Origin of the sequence: Anabaena sp. CCY 0017 (assembly GCF_963920885.1) — a bacterium.
Taxonomy (GTDB): Bacteria; Cyanobacteriota; Cyanobacteriia; order Cyanobacteriales; family Nostocaceae; genus Nodularia.
Map to the genome: position 1 here is coordinate 221,663 of NZ_CAWUDG010000005.1, position 13,578 is coordinate 235,240.

Sequence of the window (13,578 nt, forward strand, 5' to 3'; positions counted from 1 at the left end):
TTAACAGATATCATTCATGATTAACGGGGATATTAGTCAACCCGCCCCTACTAACGCCAAATCTTGCCTGTCTCGAATCGGGGACGGGTAGGAACACCGATATCACAGGAAAATTTAGGATGTTTGTGATTTAGAAATCCCAGAATGAACAATAGTGGAGATGCTTTTGATCAATCAGAATAACTAAACCTTTCTGATTTAGACAAAATTTTTAGCCACAATTAGGTTTTTGCCATTAACCCAGTTTTTATTAGTTATTCAGTCTGATATAGACCAATAACTAATGCTGTTTTGGAGGTTAGGTTATGACAACAGTATTTTCCCCGCAACATCTAGGTGAAAAACTAAATTACGCTTTGGGAGAGACGCTTTTAAAACCAGAACTGCAAAGCTGTTTGGCATCTATGGAACTTGTAGAGCCACCAGTAGCAAAGCAGTTCTGGCAATCCGCAGAAATGAAGGCTGGTATTTATGTCATTCTTGCCGGTAAAGTCAGATTATCAGATAGTTCTGATGATTTAATCACGACCTTATCAGCATGGTCTTCATTTGGTGAAATGACTTTGTTCCCAGAGTCAAACTTTAGTGATTACACCGCCAGAGCCTCGACAAATTTAGAACTTGGGTATTTCAGACAAGAGGTATTGCAAGGATTGATGGATAAATATCCTCAAATTCGCGATCGCTTGTTTTCTCGTGCAGAAATATGGGATTTACTGCTTTCATGTCGCCAAAACTCACAATTCCCTGCACACCCTGCCCAATTTCAGGCAATGCTCAAGGCTTTATCAGTTTTTGAGCGACACAAACTAGAAATTGGCTCTGTAAATACACAATTCTCCGATTCCCAATTATGGCTGTTGTACAAAGGTCAACTGCTGCATTCTCAGGGTCACTCTTTAACACCAGCTCAAATCTCTACTGCACCAAACCAAGGTCATTGGCAAGCCATACAACCGACAATTGCTTACATTCTCAAAAGTTCAAACTGCCAAAAAGCACTGGAACACTGCCAAGACTTAGCTACTTTTATTCCTCAGTCTGAAAAATACACGACCTCTGAGACTAAAAATCAGACGAATAAAAACGACTCTTCCCCACACAAAAGACCACGCCCATACCCCATAGCCAAAGTTATCCCCTTTCCTCGGCGAGAACCAGAATCAAAAGAACAACAAAGTAAGACACGCCCTTACTTTCCCAGCCCGAAAGTGCAAATGGGGCATTGGTGGAAACGCCTGAGCAAACGCTATCCTTTTTATGCTCAACAAAGTGCCGCAGATTGTGGCTCGGCTTGCTTAGTCATGATTGGTAAGTATTGGGGTAAGCACTTTAGTGTGAATCGCTTGCGGGATATGACCAACGTTAGCCGCAGTGGTGCATCTTTACGTGCCTTAGCAACAGTGGGAGAAAACCTCGGTTTTGCCACCCGTCCTGTCAAAGCTACCTTCGATAAGTTTGCCGAACAATCTTTACCTGCGATCGCACACTGGGAAGGCAACCACTTCATTGTCGTTTATGAAATCACCAAAAAGCGTGTAATCGTCGGAGACCCCGCTATCGGTCAACGTAGCATGACCAGGAGCCAATTTAATAAAGGTTGGACTGGTTATGCGTTATTACTGCAACCGACAGAACTACTCAAAGATAGTAAGAATGATAGTGCCAACTTCTGGAAGTTTTTTGAGTTAATTAAACCTCACTATAAAGTACTGCTAGAAGTCTTGATCGCCAGTGTGCTGATTCAATTATTCGGATTGGTTACGCCAGTATTCACCCAGTTATTACTAGATCGAGTGCTGGTGCAACGCAGCATACCTACCTTAAACGCCGTTGGTATGGGGATGATCGTTTTTGGTTTATTTGGTATTGCCATGAATGGAGTCCGGCAATATCTCTTAGACCATACAGCCAAACGCGTTAGCATCTCCCTCCTCGTGGGTTTTATCAAACATACCCTCCGCTTACCCCTGTCCTATTTCGAGTCGCGTTATGTAGGAGATATCGTCTCTCGGATTCAAGAAAATCAAAAAATTCAGCGCTTTCTCACCGGCGAAACCCTCTCCATCATCCTAGATATGCTGACGTTGGTAGTCTATTTAGCCATGATGTTCTGGTATAGCTGGCGCATGGCTTTATTCGTGCTGGTGACAGTACCACCGTTTTTTATTTTGGCACTGGCTAGTACAAATATTTTACGCCGCATTTCCAGAGAGGTTTTTAACGCTGGAGCCAAAGAAAACAGTTATCTGATCGAATCTCTCTCAGGAGTTCGCACAGTTCGTTCCTTAGCTATTGAACAGACAGTCCGCTGGCACTGGGAAGAACTGCTGAATGATTTGGTGAAAAAAAGCTTTAATGCCCAAATCATCGGTAATCGCCTGCAAATCATTAGTGGCACGATTAACACCTTTGTGAATGCTTCCTTGATGTGGTTTGGTGCTTGGCAAGTTATTCAAGGGGATCTGACCATTGGACAGTTAGTAGCTTTCAATATGTTAGTGGGTAACGTCTTGAGTCCTTTTCAACGGCTGTCAATGTTGTGGAATCAATTGCAGGAAATTATTATTTCCACTGAACGGATTAATGATGTTCTAGAGGCGGAACCAGAAGAAGATTTACAAAAGAATCTCCGCAAGCCTCTAGGTAGACTGGATGGTCATATCTGCTTTGAGAATGTTACCTTTCGCTATCATCCCGAAAATCAGACTAACATCCTAGAAAATATCAGCTTTGAAATTCAGCCTGAGCAAATGGTAGCAGTGGTGGGGCGCAGTGGTTCAGGAAAAACTACATTGAGCAAGTTGATTTTGGGTTTATACCCACCCACAGACGGAAAGGTTCTGATTGACGGTTGTGATATTACTAATATTGCGCTGCGATCGCTGCGATCGCAAATCGGTGTTGTCGATCAAGATACTTTTCTTTTTGGTAGTACCATCCGCGAAAATATCTCTATCGCTCATCCAGAAGCGTCTTTAGAAGAAATTATTCAAGCCGCAGAATTGGCAGGAGCCGATGAATTTATTCAGCAACTCCCAATGGGTTACGAATCCCAAATTGGTGAAGCTGGTGGGATGCTCTCCGGTGGACAACGCCAACGCATAGCCATTGCCAGGGCTTTACTCGGCAGTCCTCGATTATTACTGTTTGATGAAGCCACCAGTCATTTAGACTCGGAATCAGAACGCATTATTCAAGACAATCTCAAAACCATACTTCAAGGGCGTACCAGCGTAATTATTGCCCATCGTCTATCCACAGTCCGCAATGCAGATTTAATTCTCGTGTTAGATCGTGGCATCTTAGTGGAAAGCGGTACTCATGACGAATTAATCGCTAAAAAAGGACATTACTACTATCTGAATCAACAACAACTAGCTCAAGCAGTTTAACAATTTTGGATTTTGGATTTTAGATTTATCAGAAATCCAAACTTCCCTACTCCTTAATAAAACTATGCCTTACACTTCTCCTAATTTCTCATCGGCACTTCTCAAAGATGAGCAAGATGAGTATAAAATCTATATTCAACCTGGTGAAGGAACTACTGAATCAAAAGAGCAGATTCCACAAGGTAATACCCAAGATTTGTATTACGGTACGGAAGAACTTCTAGATGCCTTACCAAGAATCTGGACTCGTGGTGTGTTGTATGTGCTGGTGGGCTTTGCTGTCGTTGCTTTACCTTGGGCAAGCCTCTCAAAAGTAGATGAAACCGGCACCGCCAGAGGACGCATAGAACCTCAAGGTGCAACCCAAAAATTGGATGCTCCAGCCGGTGGAAGTGTCAAAGCTGTCTCAGTCAAGGCAGGTGACACCGTAACAGCCGGACAGGTTTTGTTGGAACTTGATTCTGATATTTTGCGGATAGAACTCCAGCAAGCCGAAGCCAAGCTGTCTGGATTAATCAATCAAAGAACACAGTTGAATGTATTGAAAAATCAACTACAGTTGACGCTGAATGTTCAAGAACAACAAAACCAATCTCAAGCCCTAGAAAAGATGTCTCAAGTCAACCAGGCAAAGCAAAACCTGAATGTTAAAGAGAGTATCTATAATCTCCAAAATTTAGAAAGACAGGCATTAGTCAATCAAGTACGGCAGCAGATTCAGATTGCAGAGAATGAACAAACGTCGGCGCAAGCTCGTTTAACTATAGATTTGAGACAGGTTGAACGTTTTACCAAACTGGTCAATGATGGTGCAGTTTCTGCTAATCAAGTTGACCAACTCAAAAAAGAAGAGCAAGAAAGCCGACGCATCTACCAAAGAGCGCAAGCTGATATCACGCAAGCAGAATTACGCTTGGCTGAAGAGATGAACCGCTATCAGGCTGCAATGAGTCAGTTAGAGTCTGATATTGAACAAGCAAGACTGCAATTAGAAGGGGAAGAAAATAGTTATCAAAGCATATTGCAAGCCGGTAAATTGGCAGTTCTCAGACAAGAAGAGCAACTCAAAGACATCCAAAGACAAGTTTCTGTGTTGGAATCCGAAATTACCCAAACTAGAAGCCAAATCACATCCTTGAAACTGCAAATGCAGCAACGTGTGGTGCGATCGCCTATTGATGGCATAATTTTTGAGTTACCGGTGACGAAGGCGGGAGAGGTGGTACAACCCGGTCAAAGAATCGCCCACATTGCACCCAAAGATACTGAAATCATCCTCAAGGCGCAAATGCCGATTCAAGATAGCGGCTTCTTGAAGGTAGGAATGCCGGTCAAAATCAAGTTTGATGCTTACCCCTTCCAGGAATATGGCATTACCCAAGGTGAAGTCACCTGGATTGCTCCCGACTCCCAGGTTAAACAAACACCCCAAGGAAACCTAGAAAATTTTGAGTTAGAAATCGCCATAGAACAAAGGTATATCCAAAATGGCGACCAGCGTATTCCCTTAACCCCAGGTCAAACCGCAAATGCTGAAGTCGTTGTGCGTCAGCGACGGGTGATTGACTTTGTTTTAGATCCGTTCAAGAGACTGCAAAAAGATGGTTTAAAGCTTTAGTCATTGGTTGTAGATCAATCACAAAAGAGTCAGATTATCATGGAGATTGTATTATGTCTCAAATTTTGAATATTTCTGCGTCAGATATCATTCGTAGTCTGAAACTATCTTCTCAGGTTCCTGGTTTGGTGGAGGCGATCGCATCGCAAAAAATTATTCAAGAAGCTGCTCAAAAAGCCGGAATTTCCGTCACACCAGAAGAAGTTCAGCAAGAAGGAGATAACTTACGCTTAACCAAAAAACTTGTAAAAGCTCAAGACACTTTGGCATGGTTAGAAAAACACCATCTTTCTGTGGATGATTTTGACGAATTAGTCCGTAACCAAGTCTTGACTCAGAAGTTAGCTGATTATCTATTTGCATCTCAAGTTGAAAAGTTCTTTTATCAACATCAAGTAGATTATGTTACCGCCATCACTTATGAAGTCATTTTTGATGATCGAGACTTGGCTTTAGAGTTGTTTTATGCAGTGGAAGAAGGGGAAATCACGTTTCCTGAAATTGCGCGTCTATATATTCAAGACCCAGAGCTTAAATGTAATTATGGATATCAAGGACGACGACACCGCAAAGATTTTCGCCCAGAGATAGCCGCACCCGTCTTTGCTACAACTCCTCCGCAAATTCTGAAGCCAATTCAGATTCAAAAAAAAGTGCATTTAATATGGGTAGAAGAAATTTTTCAACCCCAATTAGATGAACAATTACGCCAAAAAATCATTACAGAATTATTTTCTGAGTGGTTAGGAAAACAAATTAAGTGTACGGAAATAATTACTCAGCTAGATTCAGATACTGTGCAGCCACAGAAAGAATTACTTACGCAGGCTTAAATTATAGCTATAGCGTTTCCTCATCACATCAGGTATATCATATTCCCCTTCTCGCTTCTGGGGAGGGGGTGGGGTCGCGTTTAAGTACCTACCTACTCAACCCAGAGATGCCATAACATCCAATAGCTAATTAAACCGCAAATCTTTTTATCCCCAATAGCAATCACATAAGAGAATCATCTCTTATGTGATTGTATAAACTGCCTGTATCAGAGATAGAACAAATGGATAGAAAATATTTTCTATTCTTTGTAGCTGATAAATATAATCCTGCCAATAAATAATGCCTATAGAATATTTATAAACATTATCTAATGTTGTAATCAAATTAAACATCTTATCAAATTATGCTTTTAGGCAATCTATTATATTGCCTAAATTTTCTGCGTTAAAATGCCTGAATCCTACATATAATTCACTCTATATATATGTGAATTCATTAATTTTATTTATGCAAAAAATATTCTAAAACCTATTGACTTTCTTTTTAAATGCACTATATTAGAAACATAGCCGAACAAAACAAATCGGTTAGACAAGAACTTAATTTTCCCAGGAGAAAGAAAATGATTATTTCTGATTTAAACATCCTAGAAAGCGTTGAAACAGTAAGTGTTGTTGGTGGTTATTATGGCGGAGAATATAATAAGAAAGGTAAAGGATATTACAAGAACGATGTTTATGTTGATTTCTACATCCCAGTTGAGATAGAACAAGAGGCCGAAAATTATAGCTACATCTACTCAAAAGATGATAGTTACAACTACGTTAAGCAAGAGAACGAACAAAAAGCTTACGTTTACCAGGTTTTTGAGAATATCGGCAATATTACAAAGGTTGGATACTAATATCTGCCTGAAATTTCTCTAAAGTGAGACTAAAAATAGTCACTTGCTTGTTGTAATAAAGTCGTATAAGCATCGCTAAAACTATAATATTTTAGCGATGCTTTTTATTATTAAAATGTTTGTGAAGTAACATAATTTTCTGCCAATATTATCAATTATTAGAAATAAAAAATATATTTACTTATATTAATTAAATAAAAAACAATGTAGCATTACTATACTTTTTTGAAAAAATAATATATAATTCCATTAAAAGAAACACAATAAAGTGTTGAAAACAGCTATAAACAAATTAAGTCATTGAGGTTTAATGCTAATGAATATTACTGATTTAAGCATTGTAGAAACTGTTGAATTTGTTGATGTTATTGGTGGTAGATGTAATTCATCTGGGACAATGTTGCCAAGCCAAGAAAATCGAGGAGTAGAGGTAATAATAGCTCCTATAACTCAAATATTCTTGGGAAATATTACTGTTCAATTTCTCGTAAATGCCGCTGTACAAGTTTCATTAGGAAACGATACAATCAATAATATCGTTCAATGGAATCAAGCTGATTCTGTACCGCTATTCAACTTTAATTACTGAGTTATATAATCAGGACTTACGTAACCCTAATATCTTTTCGTCATTGCGAACGTGGGGAAGCAATCTCAGAGCCTTTATTTTCGTGGTGAGTCCGTAAGTCCTAATAATGTAACATCTTAAATGTTTCTTTTGACTATTTTATGAATGAGGCATAAAACTAGTTATTCAAACAAGAACAGGGATTAGAGTTTTATCTTCTCTGTTCTTTTATTAGTAGGTTGTAAACATCACTTCAAATAAATCAACAAATTCAATCCAGGAATTGTACGCAGGGTTAGCGCGTCTCAAACCCTATTGAAATAGGGACTATAGCAGAGAAGAATAGTTTGCCAAAGCTGCTGACAGAACAGAAGCCATGTACAGATCATTCATAGCAGCACGTCGTGACTTTTGGCGAATGCTGCGACGAAAAGATGGTTCTCGGCCTAAAGCATTGAGAGCAATGCGAAGCGATCGCCACACCTCCCACGTCAAACACTAACCAAAAATTCTTCCCATAACCACTTAACAGCAACAGTACACTTAACGCCAACCATCTCACCGCCAGCAGTAACCACGCACCAGGGGAAAGAGGTTCAGCAACCACCAAGCGATCGCTTCCGTTTGAGTGCTATTTTTACATTACTCTTATGACAGTGCATAACATACTGCTTCAATGTTGTGACCATCTGGATCTAAAACCAACGCTCCATAGTATTGGGAATGGTAATAATGCGATCGCCAACTTGGTGCGCCATTATCTCTACCACCCTCATTAATCGCATCTGTGTAAAAAGCGTTAACCTTCTCACAGGATTCAACTGTGAAAGCAACATGAATTGGTGGAATGTTGACCTTCCCATCAACAATCCAAAAATCAGCTTTTCCATCTACGCCAAAACCAGCTGCATATCTAATCCCAGTTGCGGTATGATCATACTCTTTGACTAACTGGTATCCCAGTGGAGCTAAGGCAACGGCATAAAAATTCTTGCTATGCTCAAAGTCACTAACGTTAATCCCAATATGGTCGATCATAAATGTCTTCTGGGGGTAAAACACAGCTAAACTATACTGTTAAGTTTGCACCTATCGCAGCTTCCGTAACACTACCCCTAGTACGGGATTTATCTTATGTCTATGGATGAAGTAATTTATCTCAGTTGGATGTTGCAGATTACTTGAGATAAATTAGTAAGTTTAATCCGGGAATAGTGCGAGAAAGAGTCCACAAGACTAGGGTAATGTAAAGTATACCCAAACTCCACTGATACCAAGCCAGTGTGGCGATAACACCTGGTAAATGTTCATCTCGTAAGCGAATATCGTTAAATCCTAGCCTGACTAAGTTGTTCAGGCTAAAGTCGTAGTAATTCAGCCAGTTCCAACGGCGATTCCACAACAAATGCATATATCGTTCCCGAAACATTTGATATCTTGGTATGACTGGTAATCGCCCAATTAATAATCGTAACTGCCGAAAAGTACCGTCTTCTGTAAAATAAGAAACATCCATTAAATCGTGATAGCGCCCTTGTTGGTAAAGTCGGATTAATAAAGTTATCGGTAAAGGGACAATAATTATTAACAGACAAGCAAGAGTCAGCCAAGGTTGTTCAGCATTACGAAAGATAGCTAATAAACTCAAGAGGATTAAAATACTGAAACCAGTGAACATCCACATAGTTTCATTGTATGTAGGAATAATTGCTAGTGGATGTAACCGGCGATAGCGATCCACAAGCCAAAATAAACCGCCGAAATAAGCGATCGCGACTCCGCCCACCGCTATTGCGAAATGGTTCGATGATCCGACGTTGTGCGATCGCTTCCGCCTGAGTTGCACTAAAACCCAAATTGATCAAAGTTTTTCGGGTAGCACTATTGATATTCCTATCCACCAAAGGATAGTTTAATTCCCTCAATCGCAGTTTTTATTTTGTGTGTTTTAGCTGATTAGCATCCGCGATTTGCTGCTGCTCAAGGAAATTTGCACTAAATTTCGCCAAATGATATGATGACATAGTTATGGAGATAGTTACTAAAGACTGAGCAAATAAAAATTAGTAGTAAAAAACATGATAAAACAATATCTGCAATTACCCAAGAATTTATTGCTCTTATTTACTCCGCTTTTAGCTAGTGCATTCTTAGCAACTGCGCCTAGTCTGGCTGCAACTTTAGCTATATCTAATAGTCAACTAGATTTTACAAACTTTAGTCAGAGTCCTACGGATATTTTCGTTAATACTGAAGTTGACGGAATGGTTTTGAATAAAGGAGGTAATGTATTTGTTGAATCTGACCCAAAAGCATTTTTTGGAACTACACCTCTAGAAGCATCAAGTATAACATCCAGCCTGGGTTGGGGTGAAAATCAAAGTTACTTAGGATTTGCAGAAAGTGAAGCAACAATCAAAGGTTTATTTAATATAAAAAAAAATAGTAGTTTCTCTTTTAATTTTGGCAGTAATTTAACTTTATTTACATCAGTAGACAATTTTGAAATAGAAAGTGCAAAAGCCAGTGGAAAGATATTTTTTGCCTTGTTTGATATAATTAACAATATTCTTTTAACCTCTTTTAGTCTCACTGGTGATTTAACAACAAAAGCTAATAATGATTTGATCAAATATGAAGCTATAGGTCATGTCACACTTCGTGAAAATTCCTTTGTTAACTCTGTCCTTGGTGCTAAGGAAGAACTTTCTATAGCTTCATTTAATGGTTCTATAGAACATTTTTTTACTTATGAAACTACCTTAACTTTAATTGGGTTTAACCAGAGTCAAGTTCAAGTTAAAGCTACAGTTGATGAACCTTCGAGTAGATTTGCTTTAATTCTTAGCTGTGCTTTAATTAGTGTGGCACTAAAACGCAAAGGTCAATATATTAATTACTTAAGATAAATCAGTAAGTTCAATCCGGGAATAGTGCGAGAAAGAGTCCACAAGACTAGGGTAATGTAAAGTATACCCAAACTCCACTGATACCAAGCAAGTGTGGCGATAATACCTGGTAAATGTTCATCTCGCAGGCGAATATCGTTAAATCCTAATCTGACTAAATTGTTCAAGCTAAAGTCGTAGTAATTCAGCCAATTCCAACGGCGATTCCATAAAAGGGGCATATATCGTTCGCGGAATGTCTGATTTCTGGGTATGACTGGTAATCGCCCAATTAATAATCTTAATTGTCGAAAAGTACCGTCTTCTGTGAAATAAGAAACATCCATTAAATTGTGATAGCGGCCTTGTTGGTACAGTCGAATTAATAAAATTACTGGTAAGGGGACAATAATTATCAAAAGACACCCTAGCGTTAGCCAAGGCTGTTCAGCATTACGAAAGATGGCTAATAAGCTAGATAGTGTTAAAAAGCTAAAACCTGCTAATATCCATGTAGTTTCGTAATATGTGGGAATAATTGGAACTGGATGTAAGCGACGATAGCGGTCTACTAGCCAAAATAAACAGCCGAAGTAAGCGATCGCTACTCCGCCCACGCCAAATACTAACCAAAAGCTAGTACCATAGCCACTCAGCAACAACAGTACACTTAAAGCTAACCATCTTGCAGCTTGTAATAACCAGACACCAGGGGAAAGAGGTTCAGCAATCACCAAGCGATCGCTCACTTGGTTGTATGTTTCTAAATCAATATCTGCTAAACTGAGTAAGTTGCTACTATTGCGAAATGGTTCGATGATCCGACGTTGTGCGATCGCTTCCGCCTGAGTTGCACTAAAACCCAAATTAATCAAAGTTTTTCGGGTAGCACTATTGATATTCCTATCCATCAAACGATGGGTTAACTCTCGCAATCGCAGTTTTTGCTTTGTATACTCCAACTGATTAGCATCCGCTATTTGCTGCTGCTGACGGAAATTCTGTCCCAAATTCCGCAAAATGTTTTGATTACCTTGGGAAGTAGGAACGCGAAACATCCTGCCAATTTCACCGGGATTACCTAAAATCTTCCCTTGGTTAGAATTAAAAGTTAAACCAGGGACATTTAAAAAAGCTTCTTTAGCAAACCGCGCATCACTAAAATCGGCTTGGTTAAAAATACTAGCACCATGTAAATTTACAGCTTGATTAAAAATAGTTTCTCTAAAATTTACAGTTTGCTCAAAAATAGCTTCTGTGAAAAAGATATACTGATGAAAATTCGCCTTAGTAAACTGTGCTGTATCAGCAAAGCGGACACTAGAAAAATCAGCATTCCTTTGCCATTGCGCCCGACTGAATTTAGCTGAGTGCTTAAAACTAGCTTCATTGAATTTAGTAGTCTCTTCAAAAGCGCTATCTTGAAAATCAGCCGTTTCCTGAAATTGCACTTTCTGAAAATTCACTTTGTCAAAAAAAACACTCGTCTTAAAATTACTCAATTGTTGGAAATTAGCACCAGTGAAGCGCACAGAACGACTAAATCTAGTTTCAGCCCAGTTAGTCGGTTGCAGAAAAATAGCATTTTTGGCATTCACCGGCTGAAAAAAGAATGTATTTGGGAACTGCACTTCCCCATTAAAGCGAGTTTGCACCAGAGTTAAAGAACCACGAAAGATGTTAATTTCACTAGATGCAGTCGGCTGACTTCCCAAAAGTGCGCGACAGTCCTTAGAATTAGGTAAAGCGATTCCTTCGGAACGCTTCGCGATCGCTAAAGACTGCAAACAAACAGAACGCAAGTGTGCAAGTTGTTCCTGTTCGCTACTCGTCAAAGTAGGCGCATAAACACTTACAGGCTGTTCATTAGATATAACCGGGGCATAGAGAGGAGTTCTCAAACCCAAATCGCTACCCACAAAATTACCCCGAATCAAAGAATTACTCAAATCTAAACCCAAAGGCTTAGTCCCCGACTTTTGTAACTCCTTTCGCAGCAATTGGTAAAACTGATCACGAAATTCCGAATTTTCCGGTCGCAAATCAATCACCATCTCCCGTAAATCCACAGTCAAATTGCCCTCACGAATTATCGGAGTATGCAAACGTTCCTGTAACAATTCCAGACTTAAAGGAATGCGTTCTGGCTGGGTTTGGGTAGCCCCAGCAGGTAAGGAAAAGAAAAACCAAGCCAATACAACGCAGACATATAGACCAACCAAACGCATAGATAAACAAAAACTTACCTCCGCGCCCCTTTGCGCCGACCTCCGCGCCCCTTTGCGTTTAAAAAAAAATTCAATCACTCATCACTCATCACTCATCAACAGAACAACCTTACCAATCATCGCACCAGACTCCAAAACTTGATGCGCCCGAACCGCCTCCGCCAAAGGAAACCGATGACTAACCTCAACTTTCAACTTCCCTTCATCCATCCACACAGCACACTGTTCGAGAATTTCCGCCTGATGCTTCAAACTTTCTGACAAACCCTGCAACATAGGAGTCAGCATTAATTCTAACCCAATCCGGAGATTACGTAATCGAGCCGCCTTCCAAACAGTATCAGCCTTTGGTTCCAGAATTGTCACAATATCCCCATATACCCGCACAGCCGGAAAAGTTTTGTGAAAAGTTTCGCCACCAACAGTATCAAAAGCTAAATCTACACCTTCACCACCAGTCCAATTTAACGCCGCATTCACAAAATCTGTTTCTTGATAAAAAATTATCTCATCAGCACCAAGTTCTTTGACAAAATTGGCTTTTTCCTGAGAACTCACAGTAGTGCAGACAAAAGCACCTTTAAGTTTTGCCAATTGTATTGCTACATGACCAACACCACCAGCACCCCCATGAATCAAAACCCGTTCCCCAGGTGCTAACCTCCCCCGTTCATACAAAGCTTCCCACGCAGTGATTAATACCAAAGGTGCTGCGGCTGCTTCTGCAAAAGGAACTGAAGCAGGTTTACGGGCGACATACCTTTCATCCACAACAGTATATTCTGCATAATTACCCTGATGTGCGCCCAAACCACCATAGCAAAAAAATACCTCATCACCTACGCGAAATCTTTCAACACCAACACCCACCGCCTCAACGATTCCAGCACCATCACAGCCTAAAATCGCCGGCATTTGTTCAGGATAAAAAGTGCCTCGCTGACGGAGTTTTGTATCAATGGGGTTAATACCAGCCGCTACTAAACGGACTAAAAGTTCACTATTTCCTAAAGGTAAAGTAGGTTTTGGCACTTCCTGTAATTGCAGAACTTCAGGACTACCAGCTGCTGTCATTAAAACTGCTTTCACAAATATTTCCTCCCAGATGCACGATTATTTGCAACTTTACCGCAATCAAGAGGGACACAGAACATTCTTATTCATGCCACCACTCACTACTTGACAAAAACCGTCCAGACG

The 13,578-nt window shown here is 40.0% G+C and carries 10 protein-coding genes and 1 pseudogene; 6 read left to right on the top strand and 5 right to left on the bottom strand.

Going from position 1 to position 13,578, the window contains the following annotated elements:
* Positions 1–305 precede the first annotated feature (305 nt).
* From ACM0OW_RS08850 to ACM0OW_RS08870, 5 genes are all read left to right on the top strand, one after another.
* Entirely contained in the window at positions 306–3,395 is a 3,090-nt protein-coding gene (locus ACM0OW_RS08850; protein WP_414549672.1) for a peptidase domain-containing ABC transporter, read from the top strand.
* Positions 3,396–3,459: 64 nt separating this feature from the next.
* On the top strand, positions 3,460–5,013 hold the full coding sequence (locus ACM0OW_RS08855; protein ID WP_414549673.1) for an HlyD family efflux transporter periplasmic adaptor subunit: 1,554 nt from the start codon (positions 3,460–3,462) through the stop codon (positions 5,011–5,013).
* A 53-nt stretch (positions 5,014–5,066) separates the two neighbouring features.
* Positions 5,067–5,846 (top strand): peptidylprolyl isomerase, encoded by a 780-nt coding sequence (locus ACM0OW_RS08860; RefSeq protein WP_414549674.1) that lies wholly within the window; start codon positions 5,067–5,069, stop codon positions 5,844–5,846.
* 566 nt (positions 5,847–6,412) lie between these two features.
* Entirely contained in the window at positions 6,413–6,694 is a 282-nt protein-coding gene (locus ACM0OW_RS08865) for a hypothetical protein (protein ID WP_414549675.1), read from the top strand.
* A gap of 316 nt (positions 6,695–7,010) precedes the next feature.
* Entirely contained in the window at positions 7,011–7,283 is a 273-nt protein-coding gene (locus tag ACM0OW_RS08870) for a hypothetical protein (protein WP_414549676.1), read from the top strand.
* Positions 7,284–7,589: 306 nt separating this feature from the next.
* On the opposite strand, the gene ACM0OW_RS08875 is transcribed toward ACM0OW_RS08870, so the two are convergent.
* The 3 genes and pseudogenes from ACM0OW_RS08875 to ACM0OW_RS08885 form a co-directional block, all read right to left on the bottom strand.
* On the bottom strand, positions 7,590–7,757 hold the full coding sequence (locus ACM0OW_RS08875) for a hypothetical protein (protein WP_414549677.1): 168 nt from the start codon (positions 7,755–7,757) through the stop codon (positions 7,590–7,592).
* Between the two features lie 153 nt (positions 7,758–7,910).
* The gene (locus ACM0OW_RS08880) at positions 7,911–8,300 is read right to left on the bottom strand and encodes a VOC family protein (protein ID WP_414549678.1); all 390 of its coding nucleotides are present in this window, start codon (positions 8,298–8,300) and stop codon (positions 7,911–7,913) included.
* A gap of 139 nt (positions 8,301–8,439) precedes the next feature.
* Positions 8,440–9,271: pseudogene (locus tag ACM0OW_RS08885) on the bottom strand (pentapeptide repeat-containing protein); the annotation flags it as partial.
* Between the two features lie 69 nt (positions 9,272–9,340).
* Between ACM0OW_RS08885 and ACM0OW_RS08890 the strand changes: the two are divergent.
* Positions 9,341–10,171: a hypothetical protein gene (locus ACM0OW_RS08890; RefSeq protein WP_414549679.1), complete on the top strand. Its 831-nt coding sequence runs from the start codon at positions 9,341–9,343 to the stop codon at positions 10,169–10,171.
* Here ACM0OW_RS08890 and ACM0OW_RS08895 read toward each other — a convergent pair.
* Complete coding sequence (locus ACM0OW_RS08895; protein ID WP_414549680.1) at positions 10,159–12,378, bottom strand: pentapeptide repeat-containing protein; 2,220 nt, start codon at positions 12,376–12,378, stop codon at positions 10,159–10,161. The genes ACM0OW_RS08890 and ACM0OW_RS08895 overlap by 13 nt on opposite strands.
* Positions 12,379–12,459: 81 nt before the next feature.
* Positions 12,460–13,467 (bottom strand): zinc-dependent alcohol dehydrogenase family protein, encoded by a 1,008-nt coding sequence (locus ACM0OW_RS08900; RefSeq protein WP_414549681.1) that lies wholly within the window; start codon positions 13,465–13,467, stop codon positions 12,460–12,462.
* Positions 13,468–13,578: the final 111 nt, after the last annotated feature.